The organism is Microbacterium sp. MPR-TSA4, assembly GCF_058792815.1.
In genome coordinates, this window is record NZ_JBXAFF010000012.1 from 32,214 (window position 1) to 50,993 (window position 18,780).

The 18,780-nt window shown below is 70.2% G+C and carries 14 protein-coding genes; 8 read left to right on the plus strand and 6 right to left on the minus strand.

All coding sequences use genetic code 11. The features are described 5' to 3' along the window. Positions 1-46 precede the first annotated feature (46 nt). Positions 47-2,491 (plus strand): DNA gyrase/topoisomerase IV subunit A, encoded by a 2,445-nt coding sequence (locus AC1Q49_RS07355; RefSeq protein WP_101306352.1) that lies wholly within the window; start codon positions 47-49, stop codon positions 2,489-2,491. A gap of 6 nt (positions 2,492-2,497) precedes the next feature. Here AC1Q49_RS07355 and AC1Q49_RS07360 read toward each other — a convergent pair whose 3' ends face one another. Beyond that, positions 2,498-3,160 (minus strand): response regulator, encoded by a 663-nt coding sequence (locus AC1Q49_RS07360; protein ID WP_082734145.1) that lies wholly within the window; start codon positions 3,158-3,160, stop codon positions 2,498-2,500. Between the two features lie 210 nt (positions 3,161-3,370). Between AC1Q49_RS07360 and AC1Q49_RS07365 the strand changes: the two genes are divergently transcribed. Next, positions 3,371-4,540 (plus strand): sensor histidine kinase, encoded by a 1,170-nt coding sequence (locus tag AC1Q49_RS07365; RefSeq protein ID WP_223848929.1) that lies wholly within the window; start codon positions 3,371-3,373, stop codon positions 4,538-4,540. Between the two features lie 281 nt (positions 4,541-4,821). On the opposite strand, the gene AC1Q49_RS07370 is transcribed toward AC1Q49_RS07365, so the two are convergent. Then, entirely contained in the window at positions 4,822-6,894 is a 2,073-nt protein-coding gene (locus AC1Q49_RS07370; protein WP_492491348.1) for a DNA gyrase/topoisomerase IV subunit B, read from the minus strand. A gap of 192 nt (positions 6,895-7,086) precedes the next feature. Here AC1Q49_RS07370 and AC1Q49_RS07375 point away from each other — a divergent pair, with 192 nt between their 5' ends. Together AC1Q49_RS07375 and AC1Q49_RS07380 are read left to right on the plus strand one after the other, a co-directional pair. Then, complete coding sequence (locus tag AC1Q49_RS07375; RefSeq protein ID WP_060959546.1) at positions 7,087-7,305, plus strand: DUF7455 domain-containing protein; 219 nt, start codon at positions 7,087-7,089, stop codon at positions 7,303-7,305. A 68-nt stretch (positions 7,306-7,373) separates the two neighbouring features. Then, positions 7,374-8,399, plus strand: a complete 1,026-nt coding sequence (locus tag AC1Q49_RS07380) for a sugar-transfer associated ATP-grasp domain-containing protein (protein WP_492491350.1) — start codon at positions 7,374-7,376, stop codon at positions 8,397-8,399. A gap of 84 nt (positions 8,400-8,483) precedes the next feature. Here AC1Q49_RS07380 and AC1Q49_RS07385 read toward each other — a convergent pair whose 3' ends face one another. The 3 genes from AC1Q49_RS07385 to AC1Q49_RS07395 form a co-directional block, all read right to left on the minus strand. Beyond that, positions 8,484-9,185: a coenzyme F420-0:L-glutamate ligase gene (locus AC1Q49_RS07385; protein WP_492491352.1), complete on the minus strand. Its 702-nt coding sequence runs from the start codon at positions 9,183-9,185 to the stop codon at positions 8,484-8,486. Beyond that, the gene (locus AC1Q49_RS07390; protein ID WP_101306349.1) at positions 9,182-10,522 is read right to left on the minus strand and encodes an RNA polymerase sigma factor; all 1,341 of its coding nucleotides are present in this window, start codon (positions 10,520-10,522) and stop codon (positions 9,182-9,184) included. Before AC1Q49_RS07390 ends, AC1Q49_RS07385 begins: the two co-directional genes overlap by 4 nt. Positions 10,523-10,728: 206 nt before the next feature. Beyond that, positions 10,729-11,712: a proteasome assembly chaperone family protein gene (locus AC1Q49_RS07395; protein ID WP_492491354.1), complete on the minus strand. Its 984-nt coding sequence runs from the start codon at positions 11,710-11,712 to the stop codon at positions 10,729-10,731. A gap of 131 nt (positions 11,713-11,843) precedes the next feature. On the opposite strand from AC1Q49_RS07395, the gene AC1Q49_RS07400 reads away from it, so the two are divergent. The 3 genes from AC1Q49_RS07400 (at position 11,844) to sucB (ending at position 16,498) form a co-directional block, all read left to right on the plus strand. Further along, a complete protein-coding gene (locus AC1Q49_RS07400) occupies positions 11,844-13,313 on the plus strand; it encodes a leucyl aminopeptidase (protein WP_492491356.1) in 1,470 nt (489 codons plus the stop codon). Continuing rightward, positions 13,310-14,689 carry a dihydrolipoyl dehydrogenase gene (lpdA, locus tag AC1Q49_RS07405; RefSeq protein ID WP_492491359.1) on the plus strand — a complete coding sequence of 460 codons (1,380 nt, stop codon included), beginning with the start codon at positions 13,310-13,312 and terminating at the stop codon, positions 14,687-14,689. Before AC1Q49_RS07400 ends, lpdA begins: the two co-directional genes overlap by 4 nt. Positions 14,690-14,794: 105 nt before the next feature. Continuing rightward, positions 14,795-16,498, plus strand: coding sequence for a 2-oxoglutarate dehydrogenase, E2 component, dihydrolipoamide succinyltransferase (gene sucB / locus AC1Q49_RS07410; protein ID WP_492491361.1), 1,704 nt, complete (start codon positions 14,795-14,797; stop codon positions 16,496-16,498). Positions 16,499-16,527: 29 nt separating this feature from the next. Here the strand turns inward: sucB and AC1Q49_RS07415 are convergent, their stop codons facing one another. Further along, complete coding sequence (locus tag AC1Q49_RS07415; RefSeq protein ID WP_492491363.1) at positions 16,528-17,919, minus strand: hypothetical protein; 1,392 nt, start codon at positions 17,917-17,919, stop codon at positions 16,528-16,530. A 149-nt stretch (positions 17,920-18,068) separates the two neighbouring features. Between AC1Q49_RS07415 and AC1Q49_RS07420 the strand changes: the two genes are divergently transcribed. Further along, positions 18,069-18,779 carry a DUF4191 domain-containing protein gene (locus AC1Q49_RS07420; protein WP_060958907.1) on the plus strand — a complete coding sequence of 237 codons (711 nt, stop codon included), beginning with the start codon at positions 18,069-18,071 and terminating at the stop codon, positions 18,777-18,779. Position 18,780 lies beyond the last annotated feature (1 nt).

Below are 18,780 nucleotides of genomic sequence, written 5' to 3' on the forward strand. Positions count from 1 at the left end.
GGCCCCTCTTCCCGGCCCACCCGAGCACCGAGGGAACCGCACATCCATGGCAGCTTCGCGCACCGCGTCCATCCCCGAGGATCACGGCCGCATCGAGGACGTCGACGTCTCTGCGGAGATGCAGGACTCCTTCCTCGAGTATGCGTACTCGGTGATCTACTCCCGCGCCCTTCCCGACGCCCGGGACGGGCTCAAGCCCGTGCAGCGGCGCATCCTGTTCCAGATGGCCGACATGGGCCTGCGGCCCGACCGCGGACACGTCAAGAGTGCGCGCGTGGTCGGCGAGGTCATGGGCAAGCTCCACCCGCACGGCGACTCGGCGATCTACGACGCGCTCGTGCGCCTCGCTCAGCCGTTCGCGCTGCGCGTGCCCCTCGTCGACGGGCACGGCAACTTCGGGTCGCTCGACGACGGTCCCGCCGCGGCCCGCTACACCGAGGCGCGACTGGCCCCGGCCGCTCTCGCGCTGACGGAGAACCTCGACGAGGACGTCGTCGACTTCGTCCCCAACTACGACGGTCAGTTCCAGCAGCCGGCGGTGCTGCCCGCGGCGTTCCCGAACCTCTTGGTCAACGGCGCCTCGGGCATCGCGGTGGGCATGGCCACCAACATGGCGCCGCACAACCTCATCGAGGTCGTCGCGGCGGCGATCCACCTGCTGGACAACCCCGACGCGACGACCGCGGAGCTCATGGAGTTCGTTCCCGGGCCGGATCTGCCCGGCGGCGGCATCATCGTCGGCCTCGACGGCATCACCGAGGCGTACGAGACCGGGCGCGGCACGTTCCGCACCCGGGCCAAGACCTCCATCGAGTCGCTCGGACCGCGTCGCACCGGCATCGTCGTCACCGAGCTGCCCTACATGGTGGGCGCCGAGCGCGTGATCGAGAAGATCAAGGATGCCGTCAACGCGAAGAAGCTGACCGGCATCGCCGACGTCAACGATCTGACCGACCGCAACCACGGGCTGCGGCTCGTGATCGGCATCAAGACCGGCTTCGACGCCGCGGCCGTCCTGGAGCAGCTGTATCGCCTCACCCCGCTCGAGGACTCGTTCGGCATCAACAACGTGGCGCTCGTCGACGGCCAGCCGCAGACGCTCGGGCTCAAGCCGCTCCTGCGCGTCTACCTCGACCACCGCATCCAGGTGGTCACCCGGCGCAGCCGCTACCGCCTTGCCCGCAAGCAGGAGCGACTCCACCTCGTGGAGGGTCTGCTCATCGCGATCCTCGACATCGACGAGGTGATCCAGGTCATCCGCGCCTCCGATGACAGCGAGCAGGCGCGCTCCAAGCTGATGAGCGTCTTCGACCTGTCGCAGGTGCAGGCGGAGTACATCCTCGAACTGCGCCTGCGCCGTCTCACCCGGTTCTCCCGCATCGAGCTGGAGACCGAGCAGGATGCGCTGAAGAAGGAGATCGCCGAGCTGGAAGCCCTGCTGGCCAGCGACGTGCTGCTGCGTCGGCAGGTCGCGCACGAGCTGGATGCCGCGGCGGAGACGTTCGGCACACCGCGGCGCACGATGCTGCTCAACGGCGGGCCCGTCGCCGCGCGCTCGCGCAGCGCGGCGCCGGCCGACCTGCAGATCGCCGACGCGCCCTGTCGGGTCTTCCTGTCGGCCACCGGTCGCATGGTGCGCGCGGAGCTCGGCGAGTCGGGCGAGGTGGTCGCCCCCACGCGGCGTGCGAAGCACGACGGCATCCGCGCCGCCGTCGATGCCACGACGCGCGGCGATGTGGGCGCCGTGACCAGCCTCGGACGCCTCGTGCGCTTCTCCCCCGTCGACCTGCCCTCCGTGCCGGCCAATGCCGTCCAGCTGGCTGCGGGGACGCGCGCGGATCAGTACCTGGGCCTGGCGGCGGGCGAGCACGTCGTCGGCATCGTCCCGCTCGGAGAGGTCGTCGTCGCTCTCGGCACGGCGCAGGGCGTCGTCAAACGCGTCTCCACCGCGGAGCTGGCGCCGGGCAAGCACGACGTCGAGATCATCTCGTTGAAGGACGGCGACCGCGTCGTCGGCGCGGCGATCGCGCCCGACGGCGCAGAGCTCGTGTTCGTGGCATCCGATGCGCAGCTGCTGCGTTTCGATGCGTCGAGCGTGCGTCCCCAGGGGCGCTCGGCGGGCGGCATGGCGGGCATCCGGCTCTCGGACGGCGCGAGCGTGATCGCGTTCACGGCCGTCACGGACGCCGACGCCGCGGTGGTCGTCACGATCGCGGGCTCGTTGCTCGCGATCGCCGGCACCGATGCGGGAAGCGCGAAGGTCTCGTCCTTCTCGGAGTTCCCGCCGAAGGGCCGCGCCACGGGCGGCGTGCGCGCGCAGCGCCTGCTCAAGGGCGAGGACGCGCTCACCCTGGCGTGGGTCGGCGTCGAGCCGCGTGCGCTCGCGGCCGACGGTGCGGTGCGAACGCTCCCCGACGTCGGCGCCAAGCGCGACGCGTCCGGACAGGCCCTGGATGCCGTCGTCGCCGCGGTCGGCACCGCGATCGTCTGAGGGGCGTCAGCCGAGCGAGACGAGTCCGTACTGCGTGGCGCGGATCAGCACCTGGATGCGGTCGCGGACACCCCACTTGGCGGTGATGCGGCCCAGGTGCGACTTCACGGTCGCCTCCGAGACGAACATCGCGGCGGCGATCTCCGCGTTGGACATGCCCTGGGCGAGGAGGGTGACCACCTCGAGCTCGCGCTCGGTCAACTCCTCGTCCCGTCCGACCTGGCGCGGCGCCGGGGGCTCGTTCTGCTGGACCGAGCTCACGAGTTCCTTCGCCACCCGGGGTGAGAGCACGTATCCGCCCTCGTGAGCGAGACGAGCGGCGTCGAGGATGCGGTCGGGCGACGTGTCCTTCACGAGGAAGCCGGAGGCTCCCGCGCTGAGCATCGGCACGATCACGCGCTCGGACGAGAACGTGGTCAGGGCGACGATCTTGATGCCCGGGAACTCCCGCGTCAGCCGCTGCGTCGCCTCGATGCCGTCCATCTTCGGCATCTGCACGTCCATCAGCACGACATCGGGGTGGGTGCTGCGTACCAGCGCGATCGCGTCGATGCCGTTGTCCGCCTCACCGACCAGGTCGAAGCCGTCAGCCGAATCGAGGAAGACGCGCAGTGCTGCGCGCACCAGCGACTCGTCGTCGACGATGATCACCCGAATCGGTTCCGTCACATCCCCATCTTACGAACAGCGCTGTGGCGCCGATTCCACGCGATATCGACGAAAGTCGCAACTGATGTAGCTATACGTCGGTCGTGCGAGAGGACCTCTGTTTGAAGAATCGATTCGAGAGATTGCAGGAGGTGAAACACATGTGGTACTGGCTTGGACAGCTCATCGGTATCTTCAAGTGAGGGTGCACATTCGCGAGATAATCGCGAGGTGACCTCCGTTCGAGAGAACCTTCTTCGCTTCGTGCGAGCGCCCTTCTGGGCGTACCAGCCGCTGCGGCCCGCCGCTCGGCGCATCGTCATTATTCTCGCGGCAGTGGCCCTGATCCTCGACTCGCTCTTCCGGGCGACGTCCGGAGGTCCGGGCAACATCATCTCTGCCGCCATCACGACAAGCATCACCCTTTCGGTTGCCCTCTTCGCATGGCGTCCGCCGGTCGCGGCCATCGTCCTGGTGGTTGCGGCGCTGCTGGCCGGTGTCACGGGAATTGCCGACAGCCTCCTCGCGGGGGCGGCGATCCTCGGCCTGGTGGCGTTCAGCTGCAGTGGTCTGCTCACGGCCGTGTACTTCGTGGCATGGCTCGTCTGGCTTGTCGCGGTCGTCTGGAGGCCTGATTCCGTCTTCCAGCCACTGGGCGGGCTCATCGTCGCCATCCTCAGTGTCGTGAGTCTGATGATCGGTCTGGCGATCCGGCAACAGTACGAGAGGGCGCAGTCTTTGGCATTACAACTCGAAGTCAGCGAGCGCGAAGTCGCCGAGCAGCTCAAGCACGAGCGCGATCTCATCGCGGACGAGCTGCACGACATCGTCGCGCACGAGATCACCATCGTCGCCCTGCACGCGGCGGTCCTGGACCGCACCGAAGACGTGCAGACGCGGTCGCAGTCGCAGACGGCGATCCGCGAGGCGGCCGTTCAGGCCCTCACCGACATCCGCCGCGTTCTCGGCATGGTGCGCGGTGAAGAGAACCTCTCGCCCGACCGCGTCTCCTCTCCGGACGGCATCAACGGCACCATCGCCGCCGTGACGAAGGAACTCGGTCAGGCCGGCATCCAGGTGCACGCGGACATCCCCGCCGACCTCCGCCTGCCGAGCGCATCGCTGGTCGCTCTCACCCGCGTCATCCGCGAGAGTGCGACGAACGTGTTGAAGCACGCGACGGGTGCCCACAACGTCAAGATCGTCCTGCGGGTCGAACGCGGCTGGGTGCATCTCACCTTCGCCGACGACTCCCCGCCGGCGCGCACCGCGGGTCTTCCAGCGTCGGGCTACGGCATCATGCGGCTCCGCGAGCGCTTCCGCCTGTTCGGCGGAACCTTCGAGTCCGAACGCAAGTCCAACGGCTGGGTCGTGAGCGCTTCGCTCCCCCTGACCGGCTGATCCCGGCGGGATGTCCTCTCGCCACAGGTCTATACGAAAGTCGCAGGCGAATCCGCCTATCGTCGAGGTCGTGGCCATCTTCGCGCGCCTACTGTTTATCTAGCCGAAGAGCTGATCCCCAGTCGGTTCTTCACAGGGCACGGCGCGTGACGTCCGTGATTTCGGGGACGAGGAGACCGATCTGGTTTCGTCGTCATCCGGATGTCCCCCGTAGCCGCGGCGATGGCCCGAGACCGAATCCCCCCAGATCGGTTTCGGGCCCCGCGCGTTTTCAGGGGCGCTCAGGCGTCGATCGCCTCGCGGTCCAGCTTGTCGCTCGAGGTGACGATGAAGTCGCGCCGGGGTGCCACGTCGCTGCCCATGAGGAGCTCGAAGACGCCCGAGACGGCCTCGGCATCCTGGACCCGGACGCGCCGCAGCAGCCGCCCGGCACGATCCATGGTGGTCTCCGCCAGCTGGTCCGCATCCATCTCGCCGAGACCCTTGTAGCGCTGGACGGGCTCCTGCCACCGGCGCCCCGACTTCTGCACCTTCGCGAGCAAGACGTGCAGCTCCTGCTCGGAGTAGGTGTAGATCGTCTCGTTCGGCTTCGATCCCGGATTCACGACGATGACCCGGTGCAGCGGCGGCACGGCCGCGTACACCCGTCCCGCCTCGATGAGCGGGCGCATGTAGCGGAAGAACAGCGTCAGCAGGAGCGTGCGGATGTGCGCACCGTCGACGTCGGCGTCGCTCATGAGGATGATCTTGCCGTAGCGCGCCGCCTCGAGGTCGAAGCTGCGGCCGGAGCCGGCACCGATGGTCTGGATGATCGCGGCGCATTCGGCGTTCGAGAGCATGTCGCTGATCGACGCCTTCTGCACGTTGAGGATCTTGCCGCGGATCGGCAGGAGGGCCTGGTACTCGCTGTTGCGCGCGAGCTTGGCCGTGCCGAGGGCGGAGTCCCCCTCGACGATGAACAGCTCGGACTGCTCGACGTCGGAGGTGCGGCAATCCGCGAGCTTGGCGGGCAGCGACGACGACTCCAGCGCGTTCTTGCGGCGCTGGGTCTCCTTGTGGGTGCGCGCGGAGATGCGCGCCTTCATCTCCGAGACGACCTTGTCCAGCAGCAGGGCGGTCTGCGACTTGTCGTCGCGCTTGGTCGAGGCGAACCGCTCCCCGAGCTCCTTGGCGACGACGTTCGCCACGATCGTGCGCACCGCCGGGGTTCCCAGGATCTCCTTGGTCTGTCCTTCGAACTGCGGCTCGGGCAGACGCACGGTCAGGACCGTCGTCAGCCCGGCGAGGATGTCGTCCTTCTCGAGCTTCTCGCCCGCGCCCACCTTCAGACGCCGCGCGTTCTGCTCCACCTGCGTGCGGACGACCTTCATCAGGCCCTGCTCGAAGCCGGCCTGGTGGGTTCCGCCCTTCGGCGTCGCGATGATGTTGACGAAGGACCGCGTGACCGTGTCGTAGCCGGTGCCCCACCGCAACGCGATGTCGACCTCGCACTCGCGCTCGACCTCGGTCGGCACCATGGCGCCGCCGGCCTGGAGCACGGGGACGGTCTCCGTGAACGTGCCCGTGCCCGTCAGCCGCCACGTGTCGGTGATGGCCGCGTCGGGCGCGAGGAACTCGGCGAACTCCGAGATGCCGCCGTCGTAGCGGTGCGTCGTCTCGACGACCTCGGCTCCGCGCTGGTCGACGATCGCGATCTCGAGGCCGGGGATGAGGAAGGCCGTCTGTCGCGCGCGCTGCTCGAGCTCGTCGGCATGGAACGTCGCATCCTTCGTGAAGATCTGCCGATCGGCCCAGTAGCGGATACGCGTGCCCGTGACGCCCTTGGCCGCCTTGCCGATGACCCGCAGCTCGGACGCGCGCTCGAACGGCGTGAACGCGGAATCGAGGCTCGGGCCGTCGAAGCGACCGGGCTCTCCCCGGCGGAACGACATGGCGTACGTCTTGCCGCCGCGATCGACCTCGACGTCGAGACGCTCGGAGAGGGCGTTGACGACGGAGGCGCCCACGCCGTGCAGACCACCGGATGCCGCATACGAGCCTCCGCCGAACTTGCCGCCGGCGTGCAGCTTGGTGAAGACGACCTCGACGCCCGTGAGGCCGGTGCGGGGCTCGACGTCGACGGGGATGCCGCGGGCCCGGTCGCGCACCTCCACGCTGCCGTCGTCGTGGAGGACGACGTCGATACGCGATCCGTAGCCGGCGAGGGCCTCGTCGACGGAGTTGTCGATGATCTCCCAGACGCAGTGCATGAGTCCCCGGGAGTCGGTGGACCCGATGTACATGCCGGGGCGCTTGCGGACGGCCTCCAGGCCCTCGAGCACCTGCAGGTGGTGGGCGGAATACTCGGCTGTCACAATCCTCAAGCGTATCCAGCCCAGCCGACACTGCGGCCGCGACACACACTCCGTTCCCGAACCGCCGTATTCCCGCACCGCGGCGGGGTACGCGCACAGCGAAATGTGACCGGATCGCGGCATTCCTGCGGCCAGGGCGTGGTTGTATGTCATGACACCGCACCGCAACTCATGTACCGAGGAGGACCCGAAATGAGCATGTCGACCACCGCAGAGCCCGACGTCCTCGAGTACCGACTGAGCGCAACGGACCGTTGCGACTCGTGTGGTGCCCAGGCCTACATCGCCGCCGAGGTGAACGGCAGCGAGCTGCTGTTCTGCGCGCACCACGGACGCAAGTACGAGGAGAAGCTGCGGGCCGTCGCCACGTCGTGGCACGACGAGACCGCACGCCTCGCCGAGGCGCGCTGAGCCTCACGCAGGCCCCCACGTAGACTGAGGGGAACCCCGTTCCCGCTCGTCCCTGGGAGGACTCTGCCATGGCATCTCGAGGCCTTCCGCTGTTCCACCGCTTCGCGGTCCTCGTCGAACGCGCCCGCGGGCTCGACGTCGCCTCGCTGACGGAGCGGGCGCGGTTCACCGCGAACGTCCACGGCAAGAGCTATCCGCTCGTGCTGGTGGACATGCTCTGGTCGGCGGCGCGCCACCGCGTCGGGTTCAACGACTACATGGAGTTCGACTTCGCGATCCTCACGCGGGCCGAGCGCGCCACCTGGGTCACGAGTCCCCTCGCCCTCGAGCTGTCCAACCGCTACGACGATCCCGCCCAGGTCCACCGGTTCCACCACAAGGTCGACTTCAACCGCGACTTCGATCGTTTCCTCGGGCGTGAGTGGCTCGAGCTCGTACCGGACAACGCCGAGGAACTGCGTGCCTTCGCGCAGCGGCATCCGGTCTTCATCGCCAAGGTTCCCGTCAGCAAGTCCGGGCTCGGCGTGCGCCGCTACGACGCCGCCGAGGTGACCGACTGGGAGGCGTTCCACGCGGAGCTGAGGAACAAGGGCGAGGTGCTCATCGAGGAGCGCATCGTCCAGCATCCGGATCTCGAGGCGATCGCCCCCGGAACCGCCAACACGACGCGGGTGACCACGTTCGTCAAGGACGACGGCACGGTCGAGATCATCAACATGGCCCAGAAGTTCGGGCGGGGCCAGGTGAGCGACCAGGCGTCGTTCGGCGGCTTCTACACGGCGCTGCACGAGGACGGGCGCGCGATGGGCATGGGCTACTCCACGTCGGGCGAGCTGTTCGAGACCCACCCCGACACGGGGTTTCGCATCGCGGACTATCGACTGCCGATGATAGACGAGGTGCGCGCCCTCATCTCGGACGTCGCCCTGGTCATCCCCGAGGTGCGCTACGTCGGCTGGGACATCGTCGTGACGCCGACCGGTCCCGTGCTGGTCGAGGGCAACTGGGGCGCGGGCGTCTTCGAGAACAAGCCGTCGGCCACCGGCATCCGGCACGGACACCTGCCGCGCTATCGCGCCGCGATGGGGTTCTGAGCGCACGCGGCAAGACACTCCCTCGACGCGAGAGAACGCCGGCGCTCCCGAATCGGAGGCGCCGGCGTTCTCGCGTCGTGGGGCTCAGACGGTGCGGATGATTCCCAGCGGAGTCGACTCGTGGCCCTGCCCGAGCGGGTTGTCGGCCAGGATGCGCACGAGCCGGCGCTCCCCCGCCTTGTCGAGCGTCGAGCCGAGGATGTTGCCGCCGATGTCGTTGATGTCGACGACGGCGACCTCCACCTGCCCGCCGAGAAGCGTCCGCAGTCGCGTCGCGACCTCGGCCGGCTTGGTCGGTCCGAGCACGACCGCACGGTTGTAGGGCGGGATGGTGCCGTTCGTGGGCCCGTCGATCGCGCGCGCCTTGTCACCGGCGATGCGGTAGAAGTCGCCCCGTCGCCCGAACAGCTTCGTGACGGCGCTCACCGCGGCCGCGAACAGGATGCGCACGGTGCCGCACTCGCGCAGCGCCATCTCCATGGTCTCGGGCATGCCGAGGCCGATGCCGTACGAGGTCTTGGTGACGTACTTCGAGAGGAAGCGCGCGAGGGCACGCGGCTGGATCTCGTCGAGGGTGTAGGAGCGGCCCTGCGTGATCGCGACGATCTTCTCGGTCACGAAGAGGAGGTCCCCCTCCGTCACCTCGGCCGCGGCGTACTCCGTCACGAACGCGTCCAGGTCGTCGCCGGGCATGACGACGCGCGTGCGGATGGGGATCCGCGCGAACGTCGTTCCCTCGACGGTGACGGTGAGCACCTTGCCGTCGTTGGGAACGTCGGCGCTCATTCGAGATAGTCCCGCAGCGACTGCGACCGCGACGGGTGGCGGAGCTTGGCCATCGTCTTCGACTCGATCTGGCGGATGCGCTCGCGGGTGACCCCGAACGTGTCGCCGATCTGGTCGAGCGTCTTCGGCTGCCCGTCGCCGAGACCGAAGCGCATGCGGATCACGCCCGCCTCGCGCTCGCTCAGCGAGTCGAGCAGCGACTCGAGCTGACGCTGCAGCATCGTGAACCCGACGGCATCCGCGGGCACGACGGCCTCGGTGTCCTCGATCAGGTCGCCGAACTCGCTGTCGCCGTCCTCGCCGAGTGGTGTGTGCAGCGAGATCGGCTCGCGGCCGTACTTCTGCACCTCGATGACCTTCTCGGGGGTCATGTCGAGCTCGCGCGACAGCTCCTCGGGCGTGGGCTCACGTCCCAGATCCTGGAGCATCTGGCGCTGCACGCGGGCGAGCTTGTTGATGACCTCGACCATGTGCACGGGGATGCGGATGGTGCGCGCCTGGTCCGCCATGGCGCGGGTGATGGCCTGGCGGATCCACCATGTCGCGTACGTCGAGAACTTGAAGCCCTTGGTGTAGTCGAACTTCTCGACCGCGCGGATGAGACCGAGGTTGCCCTCCTGGATCAGATCCAGGAACTGCATGCCGCGGCCCGTGTAGCGCTTGGCCAGCGAGACGACGAGGCGCAGGTTGGCGCCGAGCAGGTGGCTCTTGGCGCGCTGTCCGTCGCGGGCGACCCACTGGAGGTCGAGGCCGAGCTGGCTCGACTTCTCGGCGGCCGACATGTGCGACAGCTTCTCCTCGGCGAACAGACCCGCCTCGATGCGCATCGCGAGCTCGACCTCTTCGGCCGCGTTCAGCAGCGGCACCTTGCCGATCTGCTTCAGGTAGTCCTTGACCGGGTCGGCGGTCGCGCCGGTGATCTGCGTCGAGTAGACCGGGACATCGTCCTCGTCGCTCGACGAGATGACGATCGCGCCGGTCGGCAGGGGCTCGGAGAAGGCCGGCTTGGTCGCGCCGTCCTCTTCCTCGTCGTCGTCCTCGCCGTCGCCCTTCTTGGCGGCCGCGGCCGCGGGAGCGTCTTCAGCGTCGTCGTCCGTCGCCTCGTCGGCGGTGTCGTCGATGTCGGCCTCATCGAGCTCGACGTCGTCGTCCAGCTCCTCGTCGTCGTCCGACGTGGCCTTCTTCGCAGCCGTCTTGGGGGCGGCCTTCGCCTTCGCCGGCGCCTTGGCAGGAGCCTTCTTGGCCGCCGGCTTCTTCGTGGCCTGTTCCGTGGTGGACTCCGTGGCTTCCTCCTCCTCGACCTTGCGGGAGCGGGTGGTCTTCGTGCCTGAGGTCACGTCTTGCCTTTCACCGACGGGAGCGCCGGGTTTTCGGACAGGAGTAAGACCCTTGTCAAGTCCGCAGCCGCTTCCAGGGGAAACGGCCTTCGGTCGACAACGGGTCAGGGATCCATTGTCGCATACATCATCGGATCCACCGTGCGCAACAGTCGATCAGGATCCCCACAGCATCCACAACGTCGTGGGACGGGCGGGCATTCCCCTCAGCGCCGGCCGCGCCGGTCGTCGCCGCGCCATTCGTCGCCCTTGCGGTCCTCGCCGCGGCGGTCGTCGTCGCGGCGGTGGTCATCGGTGCGACGATCGGCGAGGAAGCGCTCGAGCTCGGCGGCGAGCTCATCGGCGCTGGGCAGATCTCCGGTGTGGATGATCGGCTGGCCCAGGTTGGAGCCGGCCATGTAGGAGTCGTACCGCTCCTCGAGAGTGCGCAGCATCGCGGTCAGCTCGGGATTGCCCTCGACCTGGTCGTCGACCTTCGAGACGTACTCCCGGTTCTCCTCGCGCACGCCGTCCGCGTCGAAGACGAGGCCCGTCGCGACCGACAGGCTGTCGAGACCGGCCAACGCCGCGGCGGGATAGTCGGTGTCGGCGAGGTAGTGCGGCACGAGGAGAACGAACCCCGAGACGGAGGCGCCGCTCTGCGCGAAGCGGTGCTCGAGCAGATGTCCCACGGTCGCCGGCACCTGCGTGTGCGGCTGCCACACGGAGTGCGCCTGCGTCAGATCGCTGCGGGTGCCGCTGACGGTCGTTCCGATGGGGCGCGTGTGGGGCACCGGCATCGGGATGGCGTGGACCCAGGTCACCGAGGACACCTGAAGGCCCTCGGCGAGCCCGATGACCGTCTCCGCGAACGATTCCCAGGCGAAATCGGGCTCGTACCCGGCGAGGAGCACGAACGGCTGGCCGATCGCGTCGTGCGCGAGCGACAACTCCAGCCGCGGAGGGCGGTAGTCCGAGAGATGGTCGGCGTCGAAGGTGATCGTGGGGCGCCGCGCACGGTAGTCGAGGAGCACGTCGGCCGAGAAGGTCACCAGCGGCGCCGGATCCAGGTCCTCGCGGAAGATGTCGACCATCTGCGAGACCGCACCGCCGGCATCCGTGAATCCGGTCAGCACGATCACCATCGGGATGCCCGCGGGCACGGGTGGGGCCGACGCGACGCGCTCGTAGAGGGGACCGCTGAAGGGCATGGTTCCACTGTACGAGCCCCCGCCGCGTGCGGCGCCGCGTGCCGCTGACAGCGAACACGACCCGCGGGCGGCGCGCCGGTGGGGGGCGGGCGCACGCCACCGCGGCGAACGGCAAACCTAGGATGGAGGTCATGGCGTTTCCCGAGCTGTCGTACACCACCGACCCTCTGCGCGGGATCGAGGCGGATGCCCTCGTCCTGGCCCTGCCGCCTCTCGAGGAGGTCGCCGACGAGCTGGGGCACTGGCCCGGCCTGTCCGACGCTCTCGAGGCGGTCGGCTTCACGGGCGCTGCGGGCGGGGCGATCCGCGTCGCGGTGGCCGACTCCACCCGTCTCCCCCTGATCGTCGTCGGAACAGGTTCGCGCCCCGGGGCGTCGGCGCTGCGCGACGCGGTCGGCGCCGCGATCCGCACCACGGCGGGCTTTGACACCATCGCGATCGAGGCCGTGGGCGCGGATGCCGACGGCTGGCGCGGTGCGGCGGAGGGCGCCGTCCTCGGCGGTTACCGGTTCGACGGATACAAGACCACCGCGGCGCCGGCTCGTGCCCGTCGCGTCATCCTGCGGGCGGACCACGCGCCGTCGGAGTCGGAGCTCGAACGCGTCCGCGCCGTCGGTGCGGCGGCCGCGCTGGTCAAGGACCTCGTGCACACCCCCGCCGAATGGCTCGGCCCCCAGGATGTCGCGGATGCCGCCGTGGACGTCCTGCGCGACCTCCCCGTCGAGGTCGAGGTGCTCGACGAGACGCAGCTGGCCGAGGGCGGATACGGCGGAATCCTCGGCGTGGGCCAGGGGTCGGATCGCCCCCCGCGACTCGTGCGGGTGGACTACCACCCGGCCGACGCCCTTCGGCATGTCGCGCTCGTCGGCAAGGGCATCACCTTCGACACGGGCGGCCTGTCGTTGAAGCCCCCGGCCGGCATGGTCGGTATGAAGTACGACATGTGCGGTGCGGCGACGGTGCTCGCCGTCGTACGCGCGGCGGCGCAGCTGCGGCTGCCTGTGCGCGTGTCGGCATGGCTGTGTCTCGCCGACAACATGCCCTCCGGCCGCGCGATCCGCCCCGGGGACGTGCTGCGCATCCTCGGCGGGACGACCGTCGAGGTGCTGAACACCGACGCGGAGGGGCGACTGGTGCTGGCCGACGGTCTGGTGGCGGCGAGCCGCACCCGCCCCGACGTCCTCATCGACGTCGCGACGCTGACCGGCGCGATCTCGGTCGCGCTCGGATCGCGGCACACCGGGGTCATGGGAAGTGAGGACGCGGTCGCGGAGTATCTCGAGGCCGCCGCATCCGTCGACGAGCCCGCGTGGCCACTGCCGCTTCCCGCTCACATGGAGGAGGAGCTCGACTCCCCCATCGCCGACCTCGTCAACGCGAAGATCGGCGACCCCACCGGGGGTTCGCTGTTCGCGGGACTGTTCCTCCAGCGATTCGTCGGACGCACGTCCGATGCCGAGGACGCGCCCCGCATCCCCTGGGTGCACCTGGACATCGCCGGCAGCGGATCCACGAAATCCGCCACCGGTGCCACGGACAAAGGTCCGACCGCGGCGACCATCCGTTCGCTGCTCGCATTCGTCGAAGGAGACGCACGATGACCGAACACCGCGCCGACCTGGTGGTCCTCGGCGGAGGCTCCGCCGGCTACGCCGCCGCCCTGCGAGCGGCCGAGCTCGGCCGTTCGGTGGTGCTCGTGGAGAAGGACAAGCTCGGCGGGACCTGCCTGCACCGCGGCTGCATCCCGACGAAGGCGATCCTGCACGCGGCGGAAGTCGCCGACAGCGTGCGCGACGCCGCCCAGGTGGGCGTGCGCGCCTCGTTCGAGGGCATCGACGCGGCCGCCGTCACGGCGTTCCGCGAGGGCATCGTCGCCAAGAAGTACAAGGGTCTCGAGGGTCTCGTGAAGGCGCGCGGGATCAGGGTCGTCGCCGGAGCCGGACGGCTCGCGGTGGATGCCGACGGGCCGGCGGTCGCCGTCGGCGAGGACCTCTATCGCGGCACCGACGTGCTGCTCGCGACCGGTTCCTACACGCGCACGCTCCCGGGGATCCAGATCGGCGGGCGCATCCTCTCGAGCGAGGAGGCCCTCGCCCTGACAGAGGTGCCGGCATCCGTCATCGTCCTCGGAGGTGGCGTGATCGGCGTCGAGTTCGCGAGCGCCTGGCGGTCGATGGGGGCCGAGGTCACGATCGTCGAGGCCCTCGATCACCTGGTCCCCGCGGAGGACGTCTCCTCGAGCAAGGCGCTGGAACGTGCCTTCCGCAAGCGGGGCATCACGGCACGGCTCGGGTCGCGCTTCGCGTCGGTGACGCCCACGGATGCCGCGGTCACGCTCGTTCTCGAGGACGGCAGCGAGCTGTCGGCCGAGTACCTGCTGGTCGCCGTCGGGCGCGGCCCGGCGACGGCCGACCTGGGATTCGAGGAGGCCGGCGTCGGCATCGAGCGCGGCTTCGTCGTCGTCGATGACCGCCTGCGCACGAGCGTGGCCCACGTGTGGGCGGCGGGCGACATCGTCCCCGGCCTGCAGCTGGCCCACCGCGGGTTCCAGCAGGGGATCTTCGTCGCGGAGGAGATCGTCGGGCTCTCCCCCATCGCGGTGCCCGAGCACACGATCCCGCGCGTGACCTACTCCCACCCGGAGGTCGCGTCGGTGGGCATCACGGAAGCCGCAGCGCGCGCGGCCCACGGCGACGCCGTCGTCGCGTACGAGTACAACCTCGCCGGCAACGGACGCAGCGAGATCATCGGCACGGGCGGCATCGTCAAGGTCGTGCGGGTCGCCGACGGCCCTGTCGTCGGGGTCCACCTGGTCGGGGATCGGGTCGGCGAGCTCATCACCGAGGGTCAGCTGGCCGTCGGCTGGGAGGCCCATCCCGAGGACATCGCCCCCTACATCCACGCCCATCCCACGCAGAGCGAGGCCCTCGGAGAGGCCTTCCTCGCCCTGGCGGGCAAGCCGCTGCACGCCATCTGAGCCCCATCCGCCACCCCAACCCGCGTCCGACGCCCGGGCCGCTGTGCGGTCGCAAGGGTCACTAAGCTAGTTGTCGGACATCGAACTTCTGAAGGAGACACAGTCATGAGCACATCCGTGGTCCTCCCCGCGCTCGGAGAGAGCGTCACCGAGGGAACGGTCACCCGTTGGCTCAAGAAGGTCGGTGACACGATCCAGGCCGACGAAGGGCTGCTCGAGATCTCGACCGACAAGGTCGACACGGAGATCCCCTCCCCCGTCAGCGGTGTGATCGAGGAGATCCTCGTGGCCGAGGACGAGACCGTCGAGGTCGGCGCCGTCCTGGCGAAGATCGGCGACGGCTCCGCCGCCCCGGCCTCCGACGACGCGCCCGCCGCCGCGCAGAGCGCGCCCGAGGCCGAGCCCGCGCCCGCCGTGCCCGCACAGAGCGAAGCGCCTGCCGCGCCCGCGCCGGCCGAGGCGCCCGCCGCCTCCGGCGACGCGAAGGACGTGGTCCTGCCCGAGCTGGGCGAGAGCGTCACCGAGGGCACCGTCACGCGCTGGCTGAAGCAGGTCGGCGACGACGTGGCGGTCGACGAGCCGCTGCTGGAGATCTCGACCGACAAGGTCGACACCGAGATCCCCTCGCCCGTGGCGGGCACGCTGCAGGAGATCCTCGTCTCCGAGGACGAGACGGTCGCCGTCGGCGCCACGCTCGCCCGCATCGGCTCCGGGGCGCCCGCCCCGGCCGCCGCGGCGCCCGCTCCCGAGCCCGCTGCACCGGCTGCTGCTCCCGCCCCGGCTGCTGCGCCTGCTCCGGCTGCTGCTCCCGCTCCGGCTGCTGCTCCCGCCGCGCCGGCCGCTCCTGCACCGGCTGCCGCTCCGGCTCCCGCCGCCGCGGCGACGGACGACGACGTCGCGACCTATGTGACGCCGCTGGTCCGACGCCTCGCGCAGCAGCAGGGCGTCGACCTCGCCTCCGTCGTCGGCACCGGGGTCGGTGGCCGCATCCGCAAGGAGGACGTCCTCAAGGCCGCCGAGGCCGCCCAGAGCGCCCCGGCCGCGCCGGCTGCGGCTCCCGCCGCCGCGGCGCCCGCGCCTCTGGAGGTGTCGCCGCTGCGCGGCACCACGCAGCCGATGTCGCGCCTGCGCAAGGTCCTCGCCGAGCGCGCCGTCGCATCCATGCAGCAGACGGCTCAGCTGACGACCGTCGTCAAGGTCGACGTGACCAAGGTCGCGGCGTACCGGGCCGCGGTCCAGAAGGACTTCGTCGCCAAGACGGGCGGCAAGCTGTCGTTCCTGCCGTTCTTCGTGCTCGCCGCCGCCGAGGCGCTGCAGGCGTTCCCGGTCATCAACGCGACCGTCGACGGCACCGACATCGTGTACCCGGCGACCGAGAACATCTCGATCGCGGTGGACACCGAGCGCGGTCTGCTCACCCCGGTGGTGCGCGATGCGGGCGGCAAGACGCTCGCCGGCATCTCCTCGGAGATCGCCGACCTGGCGGCGCGGACGCGCGACAACAAGCTGAAGCCCGACGAGCTCGCCGGTGGCACGTTCACCGTGACGAACACGGGTTCGCGCGGCGCGCTGTTCGACACTCCGGTGGTGTTCCTTCCGCAGTCCGCGATCCTCGGTACGGGTGCGGTCGTCAAGGAGCCCGGCATCGTGAAGGTCGACGGCGTCGAGGCGATCGCGGTCCGCTCCTACGTGTACCTCGCGCTGTCCTACGACCACCGCATCATCGACGGCGCCGACGCGGCGCGCTTCCTGGGCGCGGTCAAGACGCGCCTCGAGGACGCGCAGTTCGAGAGCACGCTCGGCATCTGATTCGGGCGCCCCGCTCACCCGGGTCGTCCTCATGGCTGGTCCGCGACGTCGTACACGTCGCGGACCAGCCATTTTCCGTCGGTGCTGACGAGGACGACCACCTGCGGCGCACGCCCGTCGGCGCTGACGCGGTAGACCGCGACGCCGCCGTACTCGTCCAGCACCTCGATGCGACGCGCGGCAGCGGCGTCGGTCGCGACCCCGACCGGCATCGAGGCGGTCGGATCCTCCAGGACGCCGTCGCACACGCCGCCGGCGACGCACGCGGCGAGCTCCGACAGCAGGCCGTCGACCTGTGCGCGCTCGTCTGCGGCGTCCACGCCCGCTCCCGCGGTCGGCCCCGCGGTCGATGCGGCCTGCGGTGCCGTCGCCGTCGGGGAGGGCGTGCTCGCCGCCTCGGAGGCGGAGCCGCGCGCGCCCGTGGAAGCGGTGCCGATCGCCGCCGACGGGGCGTCGTCGACGGGCCATGCCACGCCGACGCCGACCACGACCAGGGCGATGGCCGCGGCCACGAGCGCCGGAGCGCGGTGACGGTGCGAGCGCCGCGCCGGCGACGCCGCGGCGCTCGGAACCGCCGGCTCACCGCCACGGGCGTGCCGACGCGGCGTCACCTGCGCGCGTCCGCGGATCTGGCGCAACCGCGAGATCGACGAGGCGGTCGCACGGATCGCCTCATGCGCACGCTCGACGAGGTGATGATCGAACAGCGCGCCGGCCCCTCCGGCGAAGCGTGCTGTGCCGGTCACGGGGCTGTCGTCCGCGATCCGCACCGTGGCCGCGCGCCGCGGGCGCGACGTCGCGTCCTCCCGTCGCTCGTCGCCGATCAGCGATGAGGGCTCCGCCGCCGAGAACAGGGCTTGCTCCACGCGCTCGTGCAGACGCGGAGTGATCTCGTCGGCGGACACGAGCTCGATCGCCTCCGCGAGCGCGGCACCGAGTGCGCCCTGAGAGCCGCGGGAGCCTCGAGAGGCGTCGGACAGCAGTTCCAGCATCCGCACCGTCTCCTGCCGCCACGGCGCGGAGCCGTCCGCGGCCAGGACAGGGCGACCATCGGCATCCACCCACCACGATCCCGTCGAGATGCCGCAGCGCAGAGCCTCCACCGCGCCGCGCAGCAGGCTGATCGCCGCGGTGACCGCGGCTCCCGGCGACAGCGGCGCACCGGCGGCGATGACCGTCGCCAGGCGCTGCGCGCAGTGCGGCAGCAGCGCCACATGGCCGTCGGCGGAGCGGGCGACGTCCACCGGCGCCAGCACGTGTTCGTCGCCGCGCGCCCGCCACACGGCGTCCGGAAGCTCATCGGCGGGCACCCACACCGTCGGCGGGTCTCCGGCCCGCAGGACGCCGGGGAACGGCGATTCGTCCGCGCGCAGCGTCCGCAGCATCGGCGGCGGGGCGAGCGGAGAGGCGTCGAACGTCATGCTCCGAGCGTCGTGGAGCGGCCTGGCGCGCTGACCCCGCCGCCCCCTCATCTGTGGACGATGCAGGAGATCCGACGGCTGGGGAGGAGGTGCGTGGGCAGGCGTACGCCCGCGCGTGCGGGCTGCCCCGCGACGGTAGGCTGTGTGCCATGGCATCCCGCAGTACCGCTCCCGAGAAGGGCCCCGGCTTCTTCTCCCAGCTCCGCTCCCTGTACACCTTCACGAAGGCCGAGTTCTCGTGGCTTCCGTGGGTTCTGGCGGCGGTCGTCGTCGTGGGCATCGGCATCGGCGTGCTCGTGGGCTTCCTGATCCCGCCCACCGCCATCTGGAGCATCATCCTCTGGGGCGTCACCGGTCTGCTGTTCGGTCTGCTCGGCGCCATGATCGTGCTCACGCGCCTGTCGACGCGTGCGATGTACATCAAGCTCGACGGGATGCCGGGCGCCGCCGGGCACGTGCTCTCCACCTCGCTCGGGCGCAGCTGGGTCGCCTCCGACATGCCCGTCGGCGTCAACCCCAAGACGCAGGACGCCGTCTACCGCGTCATCGGACGCGGCGGCGTGGTCATCGTCGGAGAAGGTGCCCGTGGGCGCCTGACGCGGCTCGTCAACGACGAGAAGATGAAGGTGCAGCGCGTGGCATCGGGAGTGCCGATCAACGTGCTCTACATCGGTCACGGCGAGGGTGACATCCCGATCTCCAAGCTCTCGGCCACGATCAAGTCGTTCCCGAAGAAGGTCGACCGCGCGACGATGGCGGCCGTCGTCAAGCGCGTGGACTCCGTCTCGCAGTCGGTGACGTCGTTGCCGATCCCCAAGGGCATCGACCCGATGCGCGCCCGCGCCCCGCGCCCGCGGTGAC

What these genes read in the sequence shown, in the direction of transcription:
- AC1Q49_RS07355 (WP_101306352.1), top strand. Translation starts at nt 47, where the DNA reads ATGGCAGCTTCGCGCACCGCGTCCATCCCCGAGGATCACGGCCGCATC.
- AC1Q49_RS07375 (WP_060959546.1), top strand. Translation starts at nt 7,087, where the DNA reads ATGAGCATGTCGACCACCGCAGAGCCCGACGTCCTCGAGTACCGACTG.
- AC1Q49_RS07380 (WP_492491350.1), top strand. Translation starts at nt 7,374, where the DNA reads ATGGCATCTCGAGGCCTTCCGCTGTTCCACCGCTTCGCGGTCCTCGTC.
- AC1Q49_RS07385 (WP_492491352.1), bottom strand. Translation starts at nt 9,185, where the DNA reads ATGAGCGCCGACGTTCCCAACGACGGCAAGGTGCTCACCGTCACCGTC.
- AC1Q49_RS07395 (WP_492491354.1), bottom strand. Translation starts at nt 11,712, where the DNA reads ATGCCCTTCAGCGGTCCCCTCTACGAGCGCGTCGCGTCGGCCCCACCC.
- AC1Q49_RS07400 (WP_492491356.1), top strand. Translation starts at nt 11,844, where the DNA reads ATGGCGTTTCCCGAGCTGTCGTACACCACCGACCCTCTGCGCGGGATC.
- lpdA (WP_492491359.1), top strand. Translation starts at nt 13,310, where the DNA reads ATGACCGAACACCGCGCCGACCTGGTGGTCCTCGGCGGAGGCTCCGCC.
- sucB (WP_492491361.1), top strand. Translation starts at nt 14,795, where the DNA reads ATGAGCACATCCGTGGTCCTCCCCGCGCTCGGAGAGAGCGTCACCGAG.
- AC1Q49_RS07415 (WP_492491363.1), bottom strand. Translation starts at nt 17,919, where the DNA reads ATGACGTTCGACGCCTCTCCGCTCGCCCCGCCGCCGATGCTGCGGACG.
- AC1Q49_RS07420 (WP_060958907.1), top strand. Translation starts at nt 18,069, where the DNA reads ATGGCATCCCGCAGTACCGCTCCCGAGAAGGGCCCCGGCTTCTTCTCC.